General features: G+C 70.1%; 15 protein-coding genes. 7 read left to right on the top strand and 8 right to left on the bottom strand.

Features of this window, described 5'->3' with window-relative positions:
* Position 1: 1 nt before the first annotated feature.
* Both NG1_RS07415 and NG1_RS07410 read right to left on the bottom strand, forming a co-directional pair.
* On the bottom strand, positions 2-1,144 hold the full coding sequence (locus NG1_RS07415) for a 3-ketosteroid-9-alpha-monooxygenase, oxygenase component (protein ID WP_062969346.1): 1,143 nt from the start codon (positions 1,142-1,144) through the stop codon (positions 2-4).
* 92 nt (positions 1,145-1,236) lie between these two features.
* A complete protein-coding gene (locus NG1_RS07410) occupies positions 1,237-1,743 on the bottom strand; it encodes a flavin reductase family protein (RefSeq protein ID WP_157113895.1) in 507 nt (168 codons plus the stop codon).
* 224 nt (positions 1,744-1,967) lie between these two features.
* Between NG1_RS07410 and NG1_RS07405 the strand changes: the two genes are divergently transcribed.
* From NG1_RS07405 to NG1_RS38755, 4 genes are all read left to right on the top strand, one after another.
* Entirely contained in the window at positions 1,968-2,810 is an 843-nt protein-coding gene (locus NG1_RS07405) for an IclR family transcriptional regulator (protein ID WP_062969280.1), read from the top strand.
* 37 nt (positions 2,811-2,847) lie between these two features.
* On the top strand, positions 2,848-3,423 hold the full coding sequence (locus tag NG1_RS07400) for a PadR family transcriptional regulator (RefSeq protein ID WP_062969279.1): 576 nt from the start codon (positions 2,848-2,850) through the stop codon (positions 3,421-3,423).
* A 61-nt stretch (positions 3,424-3,484) separates the two neighbouring features.
* A complete protein-coding gene (locus NG1_RS07395) occupies positions 3,485-4,717 on the top strand; it encodes a bifunctional 3,4-dihydroxy-2-butanone-4-phosphate synthase/GTP cyclohydrolase II (RefSeq protein WP_174315416.1) in 1,233 nt (410 codons plus the stop codon).
* Between the two features lie 118 nt (positions 4,718-4,835).
* Complete coding sequence (locus tag NG1_RS38755) at positions 4,836-7,115, top strand: LuxR C-terminal-related transcriptional regulator (RefSeq protein ID WP_062969277.1); 2,280 nt, start codon at positions 4,836-4,838, stop codon at positions 7,113-7,115.
* A 19-nt stretch (positions 7,116-7,134) separates the two neighbouring features.
* On the opposite strand, the gene NG1_RS07385 is transcribed toward NG1_RS38755, so the two are convergent.
* From NG1_RS07385 to NG1_RS07375, 3 genes are all read right to left on the bottom strand, one after another.
* Positions 7,135-7,989 (bottom strand): alpha/beta fold hydrolase, encoded by an 855-nt coding sequence (locus NG1_RS07385; RefSeq protein ID WP_062969276.1) that lies wholly within the window; start codon positions 7,987-7,989, stop codon positions 7,135-7,137.
* Positions 7,989-9,152 carry a 3-hydroxy-9,10-secoandrosta-1,3,5(10)-triene-9,17-dione monooxygenase oxygenase subunit gene (gene hsaA / locus NG1_RS07380; RefSeq protein ID WP_062969275.1) on the bottom strand — a complete coding sequence of 388 codons (1,164 nt, stop codon included), beginning with the start codon at positions 9,150-9,152 and terminating at the stop codon, positions 7,989-7,991. The genes NG1_RS07385 and hsaA overlap by 1 nt, the downstream gene beginning before the upstream one ends.
* 97 nt (positions 9,153-9,249) lie before the next feature.
* Positions 9,250-10,731 (bottom strand): FAD-dependent oxidoreductase, encoded by a 1,482-nt coding sequence (locus NG1_RS07375; protein WP_062969274.1) that lies wholly within the window; start codon positions 10,729-10,731, stop codon positions 9,250-9,252.
* A gap of 163 nt (positions 10,732-10,894) precedes the next feature.
* Between NG1_RS07375 and NG1_RS07370 the strand changes: the two genes are divergently transcribed.
* Together NG1_RS07370 and NG1_RS07365 are read left to right on the top strand one after the other, a co-directional pair.
* Positions 10,895-13,297, top strand: coding sequence for a PEP-utilizing enzyme (locus tag NG1_RS07370; RefSeq protein ID WP_168434162.1), 2,403 nt, complete (start codon positions 10,895-10,897; stop codon positions 13,295-13,297).
* A 79-nt stretch (positions 13,298-13,376) separates the two neighbouring features.
* A complete protein-coding gene (locus NG1_RS07365) occupies positions 13,377-14,282 on the top strand; it encodes a tyrosine-protein phosphatase (protein ID WP_063910272.1) in 906 nt (301 codons plus the stop codon).
* 448 nt (positions 14,283-14,730) lie between these two features.
* Here the strand turns inward: NG1_RS07365 and NG1_RS07355 are convergent, their stop codons facing one another.
* The gene (locus NG1_RS07355; protein WP_062969270.1) at positions 14,731-15,516 is read right to left on the bottom strand and encodes a tyrosine-protein phosphatase; all 786 of its coding nucleotides are present in this window, start codon (positions 15,514-15,516) and stop codon (positions 14,731-14,733) included.
* On the bottom strand, positions 15,506-17,668 hold the full coding sequence (locus NG1_RS37720) for a pyruvate, phosphate dikinase (protein ID WP_062969268.1): 2,163 nt from the start codon (positions 17,666-17,668) through the stop codon (positions 15,506-15,508). Before NG1_RS37720 ends, NG1_RS07355 begins: the two co-directional genes overlap by 11 nt.
* 278 nt (positions 17,669-17,946) lie before the next feature.
* On the opposite strand from NG1_RS37720, the gene NG1_RS07345 reads away from it, so the two are divergent.
* Positions 17,947-19,542, top strand: a complete 1,596-nt coding sequence (locus tag NG1_RS07345) for a FadD3 family acyl-CoA ligase (RefSeq protein ID WP_062969344.1) — start codon at positions 17,947-17,949, stop codon at positions 19,540-19,542.
* Between the two features lie 51 nt (positions 19,543-19,593).
* Here the strand turns inward: NG1_RS07345 and NG1_RS07340 are convergent, their stop codons facing one another.
* Entirely contained in the window at positions 19,594-19,989 is a 396-nt protein-coding gene (locus tag NG1_RS07340; RefSeq protein WP_245659817.1) for a hypothetical protein, read from the bottom strand.
* Positions 19,990-20,007: the final 18 nt, after the last annotated feature.

Raw genomic sequence — 20,007 nt, 5'->3', positions numbered from 1 at the left:
TTCAGGCCTCGGCGCCGGCGCGCTGCTCGGCGAGATTCTCGGCGACCTCCGCCTCCCACGCCGTGACCGCACGAGTGGTGTCGACCTCGAACTCGAAGCGGTCGGTCATCTTCGGGTCGATCTCGGCCACGTCGGTGTAGAACTGCTCATACCAGCGGCGCAACTGGTAGACGGGTCCGTCCTCCTCGCACAGCAGCGGATTGTCGATACGGGTCTTGCGCTGCCAGATCGCGGCGTCCTGTTCGAAGCCGCGGCCCAGACCACCGGCGAACTTCGCCGCGATGTCCTCGGCCTGCTCCGGCGACACGCCGTGCGGCTTCTTCACGATGGCGCCGTATTGCAGCACGAACTCGGTGGGAGACACCGGGTAGTGACAGTTGATCAGGATGCCCTCGACCGTCAGGCCCGCGCTTTCGCTGCGCAGGTGATCGATCATGTAGGAAGGGCCGTAGTAGGAGGCGTCGGAGTGCAGGACGTTCTTGCCGCCCAATGCCTTCGCGGTCTCCCCCATCATGTCCTCGCGTGACACCGAGGTCATGTACTGACTGGCGATGTGACCTTCGAAGACGTTCTTGAAGTAGGTCGGGAACCCGAAGTGCACGTAGAAGAAGTGCGCCATGTCCACCACGTTGTCGATGACCTCGCGGCAGTTCGCGCCGTCGATCGTCATGGTGTTCCAGGTCCAGTCGGTCCACTCGTCGCTGAACGCGCCCTCGATGCGCGGGATGGCGACGTGTTCCGGCGGCGGATTGCCCTCCGGGTCGTTCCAGACGAACAGCTGCTTGTTCTGCTCCAGCGTCGGCCACGACCGGGTCCGCGCGCGGGGTGGCACCCGGCGACCGTAGGGGATGCCGGTGCAACGGCCGTTGCCGCCCCAGCGCCAGTCGTGGAACGGGCAGGCGATCGAGTCCCCCTTGATCCGGCCGTCACCCAGGTTCCCGCCCATGTGCCTGCAGTAGGCGTCCAGGACGTGGAGCTCTCCGCCCGCGCCGGCGAAGACCACCAGTTCGGTGCCGAAGATCTCGACGGTATGCGGTTTCCCGTCCCGGAAGTCCTGCGCCAGCCCCAGGCAGTGCCAGCCGCGCGCGTACCGGGCGGGCGGAGCGCCCGCGTCGATCACTCGAACCTCGGTGTCGGTAGTCATCGGTTCCTCCACAATTCACGCACGTTTGTCACCTCGATATTTCGGTTCGGCATGCGGGGCGGAAATGCGCAGTCCCACTGGCCGGGAGGCGCTCAGGCCGGATCGAACCGTCCGAACGCGGAGCGGTAGAACAGCAGCGGCGGCGCCTCGCGATGCTCCGACAGCGCCGTGACGCGTGCGATGACGATCGTGTGGTCACCGCCGTCGACCTCCTGCTCGAGCTCGCAATCGAGCCAGGCCACGGCGCCGGCCAGCCGCGGCGAGCCGTTCGGCGACGGCTCCCAGTCGACTCCCGCGAACTTGTCCGTGCCGCTGCGCGCGAGCTGCCTGCAGATCTCCTGCTGGTCGTGGGCCAGGATGTTCACGCAGAACCGCCCGACCTCGCGGATGCGCGGCCACGACGTAGACGTGCGCGCCGGGCAAAAACAGACCGCGGGCGGCTCCAGCGACAGTGCCGAGAACGACTGGCAGGTGAATCCGGCAGGCCCGGCCGCCGACCGCGCGGTGATCACCGTGACGCCGGTGCAGAAGCGACCCAGCACGGCTTTGAAGTCGCGCACGTCCAGTGGCGATCCGTCCATCTCGAGCACCGGTTCCATCGGGCCTCCTATTTCGATCAGGCATATACCTGATAGCTATGGCAGCAGCTACCGCAGGAGGGGGGTCAAGATCGGGGTCCGGTCACCGAGACGGAGATCCGTGGAAGCTACGTAGTTCTCCCGATTCCTCCCGGTCGCGAACCCGTCAGTGTGATGGGAGACACAAACGATCGGGCACGTCGTGCCTGGTCGACGTAGACCGAATGCGACCGACGGAGGTTCGAATGACCGTCACCCTGCTACCCGATGCCGAGCCGCACACCGCCCGGCTCCCGCACCGGGGCCGGCCCGACGGGGCCGACCCCGGCTCCGCCGACGTGCCGGTATCGATGATCGAGCGGATGACCCTCATCCTGGACGCGTTCGACGCCGCGACCCCCACGCTGACGCTGCTGGGCCTGGTGGAGCGCACCGGCCTGCCGCGCTCGACAGTCCATCGGATCCTCGATCAGATGATCCGGCTGCGCTGGCTGGCCCACACCTCCGGCGGGTACCGGCTCGGCATGCGCACCCTGGAACTGGGCGGACTCACCGCCGATCACAACGAGATCCGCGACGCCGTCAGCCCGCTGCTGCACGAGCTGTGTCAGCGCACCGGCATGGTCGGCCATCTGGCGGTGCTCGACGGACGCGAAGTCGTCTACCTGGACAAGGCCGGTGGCCGCTTGGCCGCACTGCTGCCCACCCGCCTCGGCGGCCGCATGCCCGCGCACTGCACCGCGCTCGGCAAGGCGATGCTGGCGGCACTGGAACCGAGCATCGCCGAAGCGGCGTTCCATACCCAGCTGCCGCGCCTGACCGCGCACACCATCACCGAGCCCGGTGCGCTGCATCGCGCCTTGGCCCAGATCCGGCTGCGCCAGGGCGTGGCGCTGGACCGGGAGGAATCGATGGACGGAATCGCTTGCGTCGCGGCGCCGTTGCGTGGCCGCGGCACGGCGCCCGCGGCACTGTCGCTGTCCGGGCGGGCCGAGGCGATGAGTTTCGACAAGCTGGCACGGGTGCTGCTCGAGATCTCCCACGAGGCAGGCCGGACGTTGTTCCCCCGCCGGGCGCGCTGGCGATAGCCCGAGTCGGAATATGCCTGAGCGGTACAGTCCGACCATGACCGATGGCGGCAGACCCGCGGTGCCCGACCTGCCCACCACCGCGTGGGCCGTGCTCGGAATGCTCTCGCACGCCGATGAACTCTCCGGCTACGACTTGAAGAAATGGGCCGACTGGAGTCTTCAGTTCTTCTACTGGAGCCCGTCGTTCAGCCAGATCTACGCCGAACTCAAGCGTCTGGAGAAGCACGGCTACGCCAGTTCCCGCACGGTGGTGCACGAGGACGGCGTGCGCGGCAAGCGGATGTACGCCATCACGCCGGAAGGCCGTGCCGCCGCCGCGAACTGGGTCAACCACGCGCCGGTCGAGGCGCCGGTGCTCAAGCACAGCGTGATGCTGCGAGCGTGGCTGGGCAACCTCGCCGAGCCCGAACGGATGCGCGAAATCCTCACCGAGCACATCACGTACGCCGAGAAGATGCGTAAACGCGCCGAGGCCGACGCGGAGGGCGCGGAGGCGAATCCGGACTGGGCCTATCCGGAACTGGTGCTGCGCTGGTGCGTGCGGCACTACGAGGCCGAGCGTGATTTCGCGCGAGAGTTGCTGGCGGATATCGATCGCCTCACTGAGTGAGACGCAGCCTGGCTGCTGCGGCCCCGTCATATTTCTATCAGGCATATGGAGGTGGCGGATGATGCCCGGTGAACTGGATTCGGTGCCTGCCGCGGTGGCGGCGATCGCGAGCGGCGGCATGGCGCTGGTGGTGGACGACGAGGACCGCGAGAACGAAGGCGATCTGGTGCTGGCCGCCGAGCAGGCGACCGCGGAGAATATCGGTTTCCTGGTGCGGCACACCAGCGGCGTGCTGTGCGTGCCGATGATGGGCGGCGATCTGGACCGGCTGGAGCTGCCGCCGATGACGGCGGTCAACCAGGATCCGAAGGGCACCGCCTACACGGTCTCGGTGGACGCGGCGACGGGGATCGACACCGGCATCTCGGCCGCCGACCGCGCCCACACCATGCGCCTGCTGGCCGATCCCGCCGCCACACCCCGGGATCTCACCCGTCCCGGGCACGTATTCCCCTTGCGGGCGCACCCGCGCGGCGTTCTCGGCCGGCGAGGGCATACCGAGGCCGCCGTCGATCTGGTACGGATGGCGGGACTACGCCCCGCCGCGGTCATCGCCGAGGTGGTGCGCGACGACGGGTCGATGGCCCGGCTCCCCGAGCTGCTGACGATGGCCCGGGCGCACGGAATCCCGATCATCTCCATCGCCGACCTGGTCGACCACCGCCGCGGGCTCGAGCCGGGCGCGCAGCGCGTGGTCGAAACGCGGCTGCCGACCCGTTTCGGCGAGTTCCGGCTGGTCGGCTATCGCGATGAGACGAACCACGCCGAACATCTCGCGCTGGTGCTCGGCACACCGGGCGAGCGCGACGTGCTGACCCGGGTGCATTCGGAATGCCTCACCGGTGACGCGTTCGGCTCGCTGCGCTGCGACTGCGGCGAGCAGCTCGATGCCGCCATGCGGGCCGTGGCCACCGAAGGCCGCGGGGTGGTGGTGTACCTGCGCGGGCACGAGGGACGCGGCGTCGGACTGCTCAACAAACTGCGCGCCTACCAGCTCCAAGACGGCGGCGCCGACACGGTCGACGCGAACCTGCGGCTCGGGCTGCCCGTCGACGCCCGCCACTACGGCGCCGCGGCGCAGATCCTCGCCGACCTGGGCGTGCGGTCGGTGCGGCTGCTCAGCAACAATCCGGCCAAACAGGCGGGTCTGACCGCCCACGGCATCGCCGTCGAACGGCGAATTCCCCTGCAGGCCGGTACGACCGAGCACAACGTGCACTATCTGCGCGCCAAGCGTGACCGGATGCGCCACCAGTTGACCGAGGTCGACGACGCCGCTGTCGCCATCCGATGAACCGGAGCGGTTCGGTTCCACCGCCCCCGTGCCCGCGGGCCGGGCCGGCACATCCACCGGAGTCGATTTTGTCCAGAATGCACCTGCGCGCCACGCGCGGTACCTAGGGTTGACACCCATGGCGCGGCGTCCCATCGGCAACCTCCCTGCCGAGGTCACCAGCTTCGTCGGGCGCCGGGAGGAACTCGCCGCCGCGAAGCGGCTGCTGCCCACGACGCGGGTGCTGACGCTGCTCGGCCCGGGCGGTGTCGGCAAGACCCGGTTGTCCCGCCAGGTCGGCGCGGTGGTCGCGCGCGCGTTCCCGGACGGAGTGTGGTCGGTCGAGCTGGCCGATGTGCACGACCCCGACCTGGTGACGGTGACCGTCGCGGAGGCGTTGGCGCTGCGCGACGACACGGCGGCGCCCTTGCGGCGGCTGACCGAGTTCCTCGCGGACAAACGGTTGCTGCTGATTCTCGACAACTGCGAGCACCTGATCGACGCGTGCGCGCGGCTGGTCGGCAGGATCGTGGCCACCACCCCGGAGGTACGGGTGCTGGCGACCAGCCGGGAGGTGCTGGGGGTGCAGGGCGAACAGGTCATGCCCGTGGCGCCCTTGCCGCTCGCAGAGGGGGAGAGCGCGGACAGCGATGCGATGCGGCTGCTCGCCGAACGGGCGGGCGCCGCCAACCCCGGCTTCGTGGCCACCTCCGCGAACCGGGGTGCGCTGGCCGCGATCTGCCGCAGGCTGGATGGCATTCCGCTCGCGCTGGAACTGGCCGCGTTGCGGTTTCGGATGTTCACTCCGGAGCAGATCCTCGCCCGGCTCGACGACACCATGGGCCTGCTCAGCGCGGGACCGCGCCTCGCGCCGGAGCGACAGCAGACCATCGAGGGTGCGATCCGCTGGAGTTATGACCTGTGCACGCCCGCCGAACAGCGGTTGTGGGAGCAGCTGTCGGTCTTCGCGGGCGGCTTCGACATCGACGCCGCCGAGGCCGTGTGCCTGCCCGCTGCCGGGGCGCGGACACTGTTCGACGCGCTGACCGGCCTGGTCGACAAATCGGTGCTGAGCCTGCGCTACGACGGCGATGTCGGCCGGTACTCGATGCTGGAGCCGATCCGGCAGTTCGCCCACGACCGGCTGGCCGAACGGGGCGACGAGCCCGCGGTGCGCGCGCGTCACCGCGACCACTACCGGCGGCTGGCGTTGCGCGGCCGGAGCGCGTATTGGAGTTCCGACGACGTCACGTGGTTCCGCGCACTGAACCGCGAGCACGCGAATCTGCGCGCGGCTCTGCAATCCGGCCTCGTCGACACACCGGAATCGGCACTGGAGATGGCCGCGGTGCTGCGGCCGTTCTGGGAGCACAACCGCTTCCTGACCGAAGGGTATCGCTGGCTGACCGATGCGCTGGCGAAGTCGAGCGAACCGACCGAGCTTCGCGCACGCGGGCTGTCCGCGGCCGCCTCGCTGGCGGCGCTGCTGTCCGACCGCGGGTCCGCTCGCCAATTGGTGGACGAATGCGTGACCCTGGCACGCAAACTCAACGCCCCCGATATCCTCGCCGAGGCGATGCTCGATTCGGCACTGCTGGCCTTCAACGACGGAGATACCGCCCGCGCGCTCGAATTGGCCGAAACCGCGACGCATCTGGCGGCCGAATGCGGCCATCACGCCATGGAGATGGACAGTCTCGCCTTCGCGTTCGTGTGCGCGCTGGTGCTCGCCGACGCGCGCTCGACCGTTTTCGCCGAGCGGCTGCTCGCGGTCGCCACCGAGCGGGGACCGTCTCTGCTCGGCGGGCTGGCACAGTGGTCGATGGGCTTGGACCATTGGCGACGCGGCGATCAGGCCGCCGCGACCGATTATCTCGCCCGGTCCGTCGAAATGTTCAGCCTGTTCGAGCGGTGCGTCTGGCTCGCCTCCGGATTCGAGGGGCTGGCGTGGACGGCGGTGGCCCGATCCGACTTCGAGCGAGCCGCGCGCCTGCTCGGCGCCGCGGAGATCCTCGCGCGCAGCACGGTGCGCCTCGCGCACGCCATCACCGGCGTGCTCGGTGACAAGATGCGTGGTCGCGTCCGAGAAGCGCTGGGCGAGCGCAGGTTCCAGGAGATCTTCGACAGCGGTGCGGCGCTGTCGCTGGGCGAGGCGATCGACTACGCGCTGGGCCGCACGCCCGCCACGGCGCGTCCGCCGCAGTCCGCTCCCGTCGGCTCCGAGGCGGCCGACGTCCTCACCCGGCGGGAGAAGGACGTCGCCCGGCTGGTCGCGGCCGGGCACAGCAACAAACGCATCGCCGCGGACCTGGTGATCTCGGTGCGCACCGCCGAGACCCACGTCGAGCACATCCTCACCAAGCTCGGCTTCACCTCGCGAACCCAGGTCGCGGGATGGGTCCGCGATCACGGGCTGTGACCGACGTGGGCGGCGGCGATCAGAGCCCGGCGGTAAGGAAATCGACGACGGCGCGTTCGAACGCCGATTTGCGCTCGATCTGCACCCAATGACCGCAGCGGGCGAAAACGCGCAGATCGGCGTCGGGGATCTGCCGCGCGGGCAGCAGCGACGCCTCCACCGGTGTCACTCGATCGTCGCGCCCCCACAGGATCAGTGTCTGCGGGCGCAGTCCGCGCAGCCGGGCCCACAGCGGAACAGGTTCGGCGAGAGCGGGATCGGCGAACGTCGCGTAGGCGTCGCGCAGCGCGGCGATGGCGGCCGGATCCGAGGCTGCAGCCAGCCGGGCTTCGATCAGGTCCTCGGTCAGGGCCCCCGGATTCGACACCATGCTGCGCAGCCAGGGCACCAGGCGCTCGCGAGTGGGGTCGGCGCTGAACTCCAGCAACCGCGTGATGCCTTCGGACGGTTCCGGTCCCAGAACGTTCACCCCGACGCCGCCGGGCGCCATCAGCACCAGCCGATCGATCCGGTCGGGATGCTCCAGCGCCAGCAACGTCGCGACGGCGCCGCCCATCGAATTACCCAGCAGGTGGACGCGGTCCAGGCGGAGGTCGTCGAGCAGCCCGAGCACCGCGTCGGCGGAGATGCGCAGGTAGTTGCGTTCGTACGCCGCCGGGCGGCCGCTGGCGCCGAAGCCGGGCTGGTCGACGAGCAGACAGCGGAAACGCTCGGCCAGCACCGGCAGGTTCGCGCCGAAGTTGGCCCAGCCCGAGACTCCCGGCCCGGAACCGTGCAGCAGCACCAGGGGCGCACCGGCCCCCGCCTCGTGGTAGCGCAGTTCGTACCCGCCCGTCGTGCTCCAGCGCGTGGTGTTCTCGGCGGTGAACGTCATCAGATCATCCGATCCGTGACCGGCAGCCCGAACGCGTTGCGGCCGTAGAGGACCAGCGCGCGCTCGACATCGTTGATGACGTGCACGCTTCCGGCGTGCGCGTCGCGCCAGTGCCGCTCGATCGGATTGGGTTTGCGGATGGCGTGGCCGCCGGAGTTGTCGAACAGCAGGTCGATGGCCTCGATGGCGCGTTCGGTGCCGCGCACCTGATCGCGGCGGCTGCGTACCCGCAGTTCGAAGGGGATCTCCTCCCCCGCTTCGGCATAGCGCAGTTGCTCGCCGATGTTGCGCTCCATCTGCAGGACGGCCGCGTCGATCTCCGAGGCCGCGCGAGCGACCCGGACGTGCGCGAACGGGTCCTCGGCGGCCTTCTGCCCGCCGTAGGAGATCCGCACCCGCTCGCGCATCCGCTCGATGTGCGCTTCGTAGGCGCCTTGGGCGGCGCCGATGATGGGTGCGGTGATGGTGTTGGAGAACACCGCGCCGAACGAGATCCGGTAGAGCGGGGCGGTATTCACCTCTTGACCGGGTCCGCGCAGCTCCGCCTGCTCACTCGCGCGGTAGGTCCGGTGGGCGGGCACGAACGCGTTCTCGATGACGATGTCGTTGCTGCCGGTGCCGGACAGCCCGGACACATGCCATACATCCTCGATGCGGTAGTCGGTGCGCGGCACCAGGACGGTCAGGTACTCCGCTCCCCCTTCTTCGTTCGGTACGACCGCCCCGAGGAAAGCCCAGCGGGCGTGATCGCATCCGGAGGAGAAGCTCCAGCGACCGCTGATCTCGAAGCCGCCCGCGGCGGGCGTCAGCTTGCCGGTGGGCGCGTACGACGAGGAGACCAGCGTGTCCGGATCGGCGCCCCACACGTCCTCCTGCGCCCGCAGCGGGAACAAGGCGAGCTGCCACGGGTGCGCGCCCAGCACCGACGACACCCACGCCGTGGACGGGCACGCGGTGGCGATAGCCCGGATCACCTCGTAGAACGCGACCGGGGACGATTCGTCGCCACCGAAGCGAGACGGCTGCAACATGCGGAACACCCCCGCGTCGGTCAGCTCTCGAATGCTCTGCTCGGGCACTCTGCGCTGCCGGTCGGCGTCGGCGGCTCGCTCTCGGATCGCGGGCAGCAGATCCCGTACCCGATCGAGCACCTTGTTGGTCATATGCGGTAGTCCTCCTCGTAGTGCCGTCTTTCGACGCTAGGCCGGTGCGGCGCCGTCGGCCCCGATCCATCCCGATGACCGGAACCCACCGGCGGGATCAGTCGGTGCGAGCCGCGGCGGCGCCCGCGCGGCGGCCGAAGAAGGTGCCGTCGCCGAGCGAAGTGCCGCTGATGTAGCCCTCGCCGTGCAGGTTGCTGGCGGCCCGGCCCGCGGCGAACAGCCCGGGGATCGGGGCGCCGTCGATGTCGAGCACGGCGCCGTCGAGCGAGGTGTGCAGACCGCCGAGGGTGAAGACGGATGCGCCGGTCCCGCGGCGGTCACCGGACTCCGACGGCGGCCGCACCCCCGCCCGCACGTCGATCGCGGCGAGCGGTGGCGCGAGGGGCCGCAGCCAGCGCGGCGCTTTCCCGAATTCGGGATCCACGCCGCGGGAGGCGAAGCTGTTGTACCGGCGGATGGTGTCGGCCAATGCGGTCGCCGGTAGGTCCATCAGATCGGCGAGTTCCTCGGCGGTCTCCGCCACGTGGGTCGGCCGCACACCCCACCGCTGCGGTTCCGGTACTTCCTCGAAGGCCCGTTCGTCGAGCACGACCCAGGTCCGCATGTCCTGCCGGAACAGCGCCGCCTGGCCGATCCGGCCGGGATAGGTGTCCTCGTTGATGAACCGCTGCCCGTTCCCGTTCACCACCATGCCGCGCGCGGCCAGGCCGGGAACGAGTGAGATGCCCACCTGGCCGGTGGCCATGTGCCGCACGGCCGCGCCGAGCGCCTGTGCCATCCGGATCCCGCTTCCGTCGTCGGTGCCCGCGCTGACCTTGGTGTGTCCCAGCAGTTTCGGCGCGTGCGCGGCCAGCATGGCGTCGTTGTCGACGAATCCGCCGGTGGTCAGCACGACGCCGCGGCGGGCACGGACGGTCAGCTCCGCGCCGTACCGCCGGGCCACCGCGCCGACGACCGTGCCGTCGCCCGCGACGATCAGGCAGGTCGCCCTGGTGTCGGAAAGCATCGTGGCACCGGCGGATCGAGCGGCCCCGGCAAGGCGGTCCATGAGCAGCTTGCCGCCGAAGTCGGCGGCGGCCGGGCGATGGCCACGGGGCGCGGGCGCGGCGAGTTCGGCGAACGGCGCGCTGTTCTCCCCCAGCCACATGAGCCCGTCATCCGTCGGCGGCACCCAGGCAGGCGCGTCCCACAGCGTGGGGTTGAACGGCACACCGCGGTCGGCGAGCCAGTGGAAATGCGCGACGCTGTCCTCGCAGTAGCGCGTGATCTTGTCCGGGTCGGCGCCCGGCCCGAGCGCGGCCGACAGGAACGCGGCCATCGCCGCCGGATCGTCGTCGAACCCGCAGGCCCGCTGGATCGGTGTGCCGCCGCCGAGATAGATCTCGCCGCCGGAGAGGGCGGATGCGCCGCCGGGACCGCTCATCCGATCCAGCACCAGGACCTGCGCGCCGCCCGCCGCCGCCTCGAATGCCGCGGCGGACCCGGCACATCCGTAGCCCACCACCAGCACATCGGTCTCGATGTCGTAGGCGCGCACGTCGGCGGCCGCGCGGGGCGCGACCGAATTCCGATCACTCATGTAGTCGACCTTCCCGCTCCGCGCTCGGTGGCCGCAGGCCCATCTTGGTGAGCGACCCTCCGGTCCCGGTGATCGGGACTGTGCACCAGCACGGGAGCACCGGGTGGCGATGGTGTGTGAACGGCGTCACGTCTGCGTGGGCGCCAGCGAGGAGGAAGAATTCATGCGGGTCCTGGTCACCGGAGTTTCCGATCCGACCGGTCGCGCGGTGGCGCGCATGCTGCTGGCCGCGGGCCACGACGTGGTCGGGCTTGATCGCGAGCGCCACCGGTACGTCGATCCTCGGGTCGAGGTGATCACCGGTGACCCGGAGGGGCCGGCGATCTGCGCGCAGGCCGTCGCCGACTGTGCGGCGGTGGTATACCTGGGCGGTTCGCTCGCCGCGATCGCGCGAGCGGCCCGAGCGGCGGGGGCGCGAATCGTGGTTCCCGTAGGCGCGGGATCGAATGCGGTCACCGAGGATGCGGTGCGATCCAGCGGGGCACAGGCGCTGATCGTGCGCACCGCCCCGATCGCGGGCAGGCGCGTCGAGGGCGCGAGCGGGCGAAACCTGCTGCGGCTGCTGGGTTCCCGCCCGGCGGGCGGATTCCAGGTGCTGCACACCGACGACTTCGAACGCTTCCTGGTACTGGCCGTGGGATCGGGACGTACCGGCGTGGTGGAGCTGGCCGCGCCCGGCGTGGTTTCCGCCGAGGACGCGCGCCGCCTCCGTGCAGCGGCGGGAACACGGCGGCTGCGGCGGAAGTCGCGCGCGCGGCCCGTACCGCAGGTGGATTCGACGGCAGCGCGCGACGAGTGGGGATTCCGCTGCGGGTGGACCGCATCGGAAGTGGCGGCGGATATCGTTCGCGGACTGGGCGGCCGCAAGGTCGACGGCGGCGAACTCGTAGCTCGCACCGGCGCGATCCCGCTGCCCGGCTATCTGGTGCCTACCCGCGCGGCCACGTCGGACGGCCACGCCCTGGTGTCGGTGGCGCCGGAAGGTCTCGAAGGCGAATTCGACGATCGCGTCGACCCGGCCTATCCGGTGCACACCGCGACGAATACCTCCGAGGCGCTGCCCGGCCCGCTCACGCCGCTGACCGTTGATCTGCAGGCGGGCGCGATCCGGCTGGCCAACGCGGCGATGGGCCGGATGATCGCACTGGAGGGCATCGCGCTGGAGCACTGGACCAGCCGGGTCACCACCGTGCTCGGGCACCACATCTACATCAACGCCTCCATCGGGGTGCTGGCCGCGGAGAACATGCCGGGCTGGGACGAGCGGAGCATCCGTCGCGACGTCTACGGCAACATCCCGGCCGAGATCTCGCTGACCCCGCACGGCAAACCACCCACCCCGACCGGTTTCGCCAGTACCCGCGCCACCTGGCGCGCCGCGGGCCGGGTGCTGCGCACGGCGCTGCGTTATCGGGAGACCACCGACGGTATCAACGCCGCCGCGCACCAGGAGACGTTGAGCGCCGCGGCGATCCGCGAGCTCACCGACGAGCAACTGCACGCTCGGGCCCTGCTGTGGCGGGACCGGCTGAACCACTCGTGGGCGGCGGCGTCCATCGGCGTGATGATGACCGGCGCGGCGACGGCCATCCACTCCCGTGGCAAGGAATCGGCGGACGTGCCCATCGACCTCGAGCGGTTGGAGTCGGCCAGGACCATGCTCGCCGTGGAACGGCTCGCCGCGCTGTGCCGGGCCGACACCGCGTTGCAGGACGCGGCGCATTCGGGCGATGTCGCCGCGGCGCGGGCGATCTCCCCGGCGTTCTCCGCCGCGCTGGACGAGGAACTGCACCGGATCGGGCATCGCGGCCCGGGCGAATGCGAGCTGATCAACCCGACTTTCGGCGACCGGCCCGAACTGCTGGTCACCGCCGCGGCCCGAGCGGCCGCGCTGCCCGCGCCCAAGCGGGAACCGGTCGACTCGTCCCCGAGCCGCACCGCGCGGATGGCGGCGGGAGCGACGATGGCGCGCGAACGCGTCCGCGACGCCGTCGTCCGGTACACCCACTGCCTGCGCCTCGCCGTGCGCGAGCGGGCGGGCCGGCTGATCCGGGAAGGGCGGCTACAGCGGGCCGAGGACGCCTGCTTCCTCACCCTCGACGAAATTCTCTGGGCGCCTGCCGATCTGACCGAGCGCGTAGCACGGCGGCGGGCTGAACTCACCTGGCTACAGGGCATCCGGATGCCGGACGTGATCGCGGGCGATTGGGAACCGCTCTCGGATGCGGACGCTTTGGCGCCCGGGGAAAGCCTGACCGGCATCGGAGTGTCCTCCGGCGTCGTGGAGGGCACCGTGAAACGCGTGCTGTCCCTCGACGACGACATCGAACCGGGCGACATCCTGGTCGCGTCGGTCACCGACACCGGGCACACCGCGATGTTCGCCTACGCGGCCGCGGTGGTCACCGACATCGGCGGATCCGCTTCGCACGCCGCCATCGTGGCCCGGGAATTCGGCATCCCCTGCGTCGTCGACACCAAGACCGCCAGCGCGGCCCTCGCCGACGGCCAGCGCGTGCGCGTGGACGGGTCGGCCGGCACGGTCACCCTGCTCGCCGACGCATGAGCCGGGGCCGGGGGCGCGCACCCCGGCCCCTTGCCGGTTCGGCGCCGCCGGGCCGCGACCCTATGGAAGGAATGATCCAGTGACGATTTCGCGTGCTGTTCGCGGGGCGATGACCGGTGTCGCCGCCGCACTGATCGCCGTATTCCCGTCCACCACCACCGCATTCGCGGGCCCCGCACTCGTGCACACCGTGCACGACCGTTCCATGCAGCTATCGGCGGCGCCGAATGCCAGGGACATCGGCGACTATCCCACCCAGGGCAACGGCAAACTACGGACCGGCGTCGTCTTCCGCACCGAAGCCCTGGACAAGCTCACCGCCGCCGACCAGCAGAAGCTGGTGGCCGCGGGCATCACCGCGGTGATCGATTTCCGCAGTCCGGCCGAGTCGGGGGCCAATCCCGACAAGCTTCCCGCGTCGATTCCCGCCCTCGCGCGTCCGGTGTACGACCCGGGCAACGACTTCTACCTGATGGTCGGCAAGGCGGTACAGGGCGGCCCGGCCGTGCAGCAAGAGATGTTCGGCGACGGCAAGGCCGCGGGCATCATGCGCGACTACTACCGCTGGCTGGTCAGCGACGCCACGGCGCGCGGCCGGTTCGGCGCAGCCATCCGCGATATCGCGAACGCCACCGGGCCGGTGCTGTTCCACTGCACCGCGGGCAAGGACCGTACCGGCTGGATGACCGCGATCCTGATGACGGCGCTCGGCGTCCCGAAGGGCCAGGTGTACAAGGATTATCTGGAGTCGAACGACAACCTCGCCGCGGGTAACAAGGCGCTGATGGACGGACTGGTGGCCAAGGGACTGGTCACCGATCCCGCGCTGTTCGATCCGATCCTCGGCGTGCAGCGCGACTTCCTCGATGCCGCGTTCGACCAGGCCGGCGCGTCCTTCGGTTCGTTCGACCGGTTCGTCTCCGAGGGGCTCGGCGTGGACGGTCCGACGCTGGAGGCGCTGAAATCCAAGCTGCTGTCGCGGTAGTCACGGACGTCGGCGGGTCGGGTGGATCGTGGGTCCCCCGGCCCGCTCAGTGGTGCCGGGACACGAGCTCGGTCACCGGCCGCACCGATGCTCGCGACTCGAACCGCCGATGGCATGCGAGTGCGGTTGCCTCCACTGAAGCGCGCGAGATGCGGTCGTCGGGTGCCCGCCGCTCGACCCGCCGAACGAGTCGCGTCCCTCACCGCGTTGTGCTTGCCCCGCCCAGCGGCCTTCGACCGGGTGCTCGCCGAAGACCCGGGGCAGCGCCAGAAGTCCAGCTTCATTGATTTCCTTCGCGATTCCGGCGCCGAAGATGCGTTGACCGCCGAGCGCGGGGCGAGTTCGCGGCTCGGTTCCGGCGACGCTGTCGCCACCGAGCCGGCGGACCGCCATATCACCCGGCTGTTCCAGCCGGGCGCGATGACGGCCGCTCTCCGTCCCCACGCCCCTATTCCGGCGCGATCAGCACCTCGCGCAGTCGCGCCAACTCCACCGTGGTCAACCCGCTGGTCAGCAACCATTGGGCGGCACCGCCGTGGTCGGCGGACAGGTTCGCCAGGAAACGTCGCATCACCTCGGCCTCGACGCCGAGAATGCCGGTGCTGACCGGGGGCAGTCCCGCGTAGGACGGGAGCGCGTCGAGCCGGTCGCGGACCCGGTGCATGCGTTCACCGGTCAGCGCGTAGTCCGCCGCGATGGCCTCCGGCGGCACGCCGACCGCGTCCAGGAGCACCGCCGCGAGCAGGCCGGTGCGGTCCTTGCCCGCGGCACAATGGAACAGCACCGAGTGACGGCCCGCGTCGACGACCAGCCGCACGGCCGCGACGATGGAGTCGGCGCTGCCCGCCAGCAGCTTGTCGTACAGGTCCACCAGATCGACCCGGCTGGAGTCCGGCACCAGATCCCTTGCCGCCAGCGAGGATTGCGGCGACTTGCGCACCGGCAGGCAGACCCGCCGCAGGTCGGCGGTGGCCAGCAGTCCGTAGCCCTCGCGCTCGACTTCGTCGGGCAGCCGCAGATCGATCAGCGTGCGCAGACCGATCGGGCCGAGCAGTTTCGCCATATCGGCTTCGGTGAGGTTCTGCGGCGTGCTGGAGCGGTAGACCACCCCGAAACGGGTGGTGCCGCCGCCTTGCACGGGTAGCCCGCCCAGGTCGCGCACGTTGTCGATCTGGGCGAATTCCACCCACCGGTCACCGGGCACGGTGGATTCGCCCGCGAGGTCAGTGGGCACGGCCGGCCGCCGCCTCGTCGGCGCGGCTCAGGCCGCACAGTCCGATCAGGTCCTCGTGCAGCTCGAACCACACGGTGTGGTAGCTGTCCAGCACGGGCCGGGCGACCCAGGAGTGGTCGCCGGCCGCGATCCGCTCGATCGCGTGCGTGAACCGGCCGGAATACCGTGCCAGCCGCGGTGCGACATCGCCGATCCGCCGCAGTAGCGGTTGCACGCCGCGGTGCAGTTCGGTCAGCCGGGTCAGGACCGCGCCGTCGTACTCGGCGTCGGCGTGGTCGTTGACGGTGGCCGGATCCTTCATCTGCCACGCGGTCACGATCTCTTTCAGCGTGCCGTTGAAAGCACAGAATTCGGCGTAGACCGAGGCGATCGCGGCGCGGTCCACCGCCCGTCGTTCCGTCGCCAGCAAACCGTCGAGGTGCTGTCTGCCCTCGGGGGTGAGACGCACACCGATCGGCGTCGCGGCGCACCAACCCGCGGTCACGAGCTCCTCGCACCGGGCGGCGACGGCCTCGGCCGACGCGCCTGTGCCTGCGGCGAGCGCGTCGTGGGCGGCTCGGCCTTTGATCCCGATCAGCCGCAGCAGATCGAGGTCGGCGACCTCCGTCACCGCAGGCGGGAGTGCCACGGTTACCTGTGCCGAGGCGTCGGCCGTGCGCGCGTCCAACCACGCCGCGAACCCGTCGATGTCGGTGCCCGCCCAGCCGGCCAACCGGCCGACGTCCGCGAGGGTGCTCCCGTCGACGGGTTTGCCTTCGACTCGACCCGGCCACACCGTGCCCGCGCCGCCGTCCACGGTCACCACCTGACCGGTCAGCGCCGCGACGACCCCGGGACCGCAGCCGACCACACACGGCCTGCCGATCTCGCGGCCGACCAGCGCGGCGTGCGAGGTGACACCGCCCAGTTCGGTCACGATCGCCCGGGCGGCGATCATGCCGTGCAGGTCGTCGGGGCTGGTGGTCGGGCGCACCAGAATCACGTCCTCGCCTGCCTCCGCGCGGCGCTCCGCCTCGTGCGGATCGCTCACGACGACACCTGCCGCCAATCCGGGGCAGGCTGATTCGCCGCGCGCCAGCGGCGTCCCCGTGTACTCGCCGCTCGCCGGGCGCAGCACGGCACGCACCTGATCGGCGGTGACCCTGGCCAGCGCTTCCTCCGCTCCGATCAGGCCCTCGTCTGTCATGGCCACCGCGGCCCGCACAGCCGCGCGCGCCGAGCGCTTGGCGGGGCGGGACTGCAACAGCCACAGGGCGCCGGATTCGACGGTGAATTCGATGTCCTGGATATCGCGGCCATCGCGTTCCAGCAGGCCGGCCGCCGCGACGAGCCGGCTGTGCACCTGCGGCAACAGCATGGCCAGCTCGTCGAGCGGCCGCGGCGTGGTCCGGCCGGACACCACGTCCTCACCTTGCCCGCCGACGAGCCATTCGCCGAACATCGCGCGCTCACCCGTGTTCGGGTTGCGGCTGAACAACACACCGGTGCCGGATTTCTCGTCGAGATTGCCGAAGACCATGGCTTGCACCGTCACCGCGGTGCCCAGGGTTCCGGATACGCCGCGATTGCGCCGATACGTCTGCGCGCGAGGCGAATCCCAGGACCGGAACACCGCGCTGATGGCCGCTCGCAGCTGCTCCCAGGGATCCTCGGGCACCGCACCGGCCGGGTCGCCCAGCACGGTTTCGCGGTACTGGGTGCGAAACCTTTCCCGGGTGTCGACCGCGTAGTCCGGGTTCCCGGTCTCCGCCGCCAGCGCTGCCGCGACCGCCTCGTTCATGCCGAGGTTCAGCACCGTGTCCATCATGCCCGGCATGCTCACCGCGGCGCCCGAACGAACCGACACCAGAAGCGGCCGGGTGCCGGACCCGAAGACCCGTCCGGTGCCGCGCTCCAAGGTCGCGATTCCGGCCCGGACCGCCCGCCAGATGTCCTCGCCGATCACCCCGCGCGCCGAGAAGTCGGCCCAGCCCTCGATGGTGATCACGAAGGCGGGCGGCACCGGAAGACCCAGCGCGCGCATGCGGTTGACGCTCCACGCTTTCCCGCCGATGCTTTCCCGCGACAGCGCGCAGGCGCCGTCGAGTTCGACGACCGGCGCCGCGCCCGCTGCCTCGTCGTTTCGCTCCGCTAGCTCTGCTCCGGCGGTCATGTCACTCCTTTGCGATCACTGCGCATTCCGCGCCTCGGCGCGATTCGGACCTCGTGCACCCGACCGGGCGCGAACCGCGGCGCGCTCACCTGTAGCTCTGTCCGAGCCTGCCGTGCCGTCCATCATCGGCCGTACCCGTGGTCCCGCTGAGCAGGATCGAGACGTGGGAAACCGGCGTCCGTGGCGGGTGCGGCCACTGCGCCGAAGACGTTCCCGGTCAGCGGGATATGTGACGGCGATCGGACCGGATGGAGCGGCGGGTGCGGCACCATCGCGGCATGGATCGACGGCGCGCAGATGGGCTCGCGACGATTCCCGCGGTGCTGGCCGATCGGGCACGGCGCGACGGCGCGCGGATCGCGGTGACAGGGCAGGGAGGGCAGTTCACTTACGCCGAACTCGCCGTGGCGGCACGGCGCGTCACGCAGGCGGTGCTGTCGCGATCGGTGGCGCCCGGCGACCGGGTGGCGATCTGGGCGCCCAACACCGCGCGATGGGTGATCGCCGCGCTCGGCGTCCTCGGTGCGGGCGCGACGCTCGTCCCGATCAACACGCGGTTGCGCGGTCCGGAGGCCGCCGACATCCTCGCTCGCAGTCGGTGCAGCATGCTGCTCACCGTGACCGATTTCCTCGGCAACGACTACGCGGGGATGCTGCGGAAGTCGGGACGCGCGTTGCCGGAGCTGCGGACCATCGTGCAACTCGACGGCACCTCCGAGGCCAGGCCCGATGACCTCTCGTGGCCTCGGTTCCTCGCCCTCGGCGGCGAAGTACCCCTCGCCGCCGCCGAGACGCGGAGTTCGTCCGTGGACCCGGAATCGATATCCGACATCCTGTTCACGTCCGGCACCACGGGTGTGCCGAAAGGCGTGCCCGCCACCCATCGGCAGACGATCGAGACGTTCACCCGCTGGGCGGACACGGTCACTTTGTCCGCCGACGACAGATATCTACTGGTCAACCCGTTCTCCCAGACCTTCGGCTACAAGGCGGGGATAGTCGCGTGCCTCCTACGCGGCGCCACCATGGTGCCGATGGACCGATTCGATCCGGAGCAGGTATTCAGCGCCATCGACCGCGAGCGGATCACCGTGCTGACGGGGCCTCCGACCGTCTTCCACGACCTGCTCGCCCACGATCGGCGCACAGCCCATGATCTGCGTTCGCTGCGTCTGGCGGGTACGGGTGGTTCGCGTGTGCCGGACGGGTTGGTGGAGCGCATCCGCCGCGACCTGCGAATCGAAAAGCTCTTCACCGGATACGGTCTGACCGAATCGACCGGCGTCGCCACGGTCTGCTCACCCGATGCACCCGCACACCTCATTTCGGAAACCGTGGGTAAAGCCTTGCCGGGTACACGGGTTCGCGTCGTGAACGATTCCGGCCGGCCCGTGCCGGTCGGTGCGCCCGGCGAAATCATGGTTCATGGTCCCCACGTGATGCACGGCTACCTCGACGACGCCGAAGCAACAGCGTCCGTCATCGATTCAGGTGGCTGGTTGCACACCGGCGACATCGGAACCCTGGACGCCGACGGCTACCTACGGATCACCGACCGCAAAGCGGACATGTTCACCGTCGGCGGCTTCAATGTCTATCCCGCCGAAATCGAGCGAATCCTCCTCGCGCACCCCGACATAGCCGAGGCCGCAGTGGTCGGCGTCCCCGACGCTCGCCTCGGTGAAGTAGGACGCGCCTTCGTCGTCCCCAACGGCATCTCCCAGATCGAGCCCACAGAGATAGTCGCCTGGGCCCGCACCCGTATCGCCGGATACAAGACCCCGCGTCGGATCGAGGTCGTAGCGGCCCTACCTCGAAACACCAGTGGCAAGGTCCTCAAACGCGTCCTGCGCTCACAGGAGGCCCAATCCTGAGCACTTCGCGGCAACCGCTCAGACCCACCGGGGGATGCCCGTTCGATATGCCTATAAGGCGGCGGGGGACTCGGAGGCTTCCACTCGGCGCTCGATTGCCTCGAAAATTCCGATATCGGTCTTCTGCTGCCATTCGGGCAACTGGTCCCAGGGCGCGATATAGCCAGGCTTCGGATCCGGTATCCGCGCCAAGATCTGCCCGATCCAGCAGATTGCGACAAACTGCCCCTTCAGCTCCGGACTCAGGCGCGCCGCCGCGTTCTGTGTGCGTTCGATGAAGTCGACCACCTGACCGTAGACCGCCGCCGCACTCGCGCGCTCCCAATCCGGCGTGTCCTCCCAGGGCGTGATGTAACTGTCCTTCGGCGTACCTGGATAGTGGGTGGTGACGCCGGAAATCCAGGCTTCGCGGAAGACCTTGCCGCCGCGATCGTCATCGTTGCTCACAGTGCTCCTCATCAATGT

It is taken from the genome of Nocardia gamkensis NBRC 108242 (genome assembly GCF_001612985.1).
Classification (GTDB): Bacteria; Actinomycetota; Actinomycetes; order Mycobacteriales; family Mycobacteriaceae; genus Nocardia; species Nocardia gamkensis.
The sequence above is the reverse complement of the archived record's forward strand: the minus strand, read 5'-3'. Positions and strand labels throughout refer to the sequence as shown.

Excerpts from the sequence above, each read along its gene's own strand:
- NG1_RS07415 (WP_062969346.1), bottom strand. The coding sequence starts at position 1,144 with ATGACTACCGACACCGAGGTTCGAGTGATCGACGCGGGCGCTCCGCCC.
- NG1_RS07410 (WP_157113895.1), bottom strand. The coding sequence starts at position 1,743 with ATGGAACCGGTGCTCGAGATGGACGGATCGCCACTGGACGTGCGCGAC.
- NG1_RS07405 (WP_062969280.1), top strand. The coding sequence starts at position 1,968 with ATGACCGTCACCCTGCTACCCGATGCCGAGCCGCACACCGCCCGGCTC.
- NG1_RS07400 (WP_062969279.1), top strand. The coding sequence starts at position 2,848 with ATGACCGATGGCGGCAGACCCGCGGTGCCCGACCTGCCCACCACCGCG.
- NG1_RS07395 (WP_174315416.1), top strand. The coding sequence starts at position 3,485 with ATGCCCGGTGAACTGGATTCGGTGCCTGCCGCGGTGGCGGCGATCGCG.
- NG1_RS38755 (WP_062969277.1), top strand. The coding sequence starts at position 4,836 with ATGGCGCGGCGTCCCATCGGCAACCTCCCTGCCGAGGTCACCAGCTTC.
- NG1_RS07385 (WP_062969276.1), bottom strand. The coding sequence starts at position 7,989 with ATGACGTTCACCGCCGAGAACACCACGCGCTGGAGCACGACGGGCGGG.
- hsaA (WP_062969275.1), bottom strand. The coding sequence starts at position 9,152 with ATGACCAACAAGGTGCTCGATCGGGTACGGGATCTGCTGCCCGCGATC.
- NG1_RS07375 (WP_062969274.1), bottom strand. The coding sequence starts at position 10,731 with ATGAGTGATCGGAATTCGGTCGCGCCCCGCGCGGCCGCCGACGTGCGC.
- NG1_RS07370 (WP_168434162.1), top strand. The coding sequence starts at position 10,895 with ATGCGGGTCCTGGTCACCGGAGTTTCCGATCCGACCGGTCGCGCGGTG.
- NG1_RS37720 (WP_062969268.1), bottom strand. The coding sequence starts at position 17,668 with ATGACCGCCGGAGCAGAGCTAGCGGAGCGAAACGACGAGGCAGCGGGC.
- NG1_RS07345 (WP_062969344.1), top strand. The coding sequence starts at position 17,947 with ATGGATCGACGGCGCGCAGATGGGCTCGCGACGATTCCCGCGGTGCTG.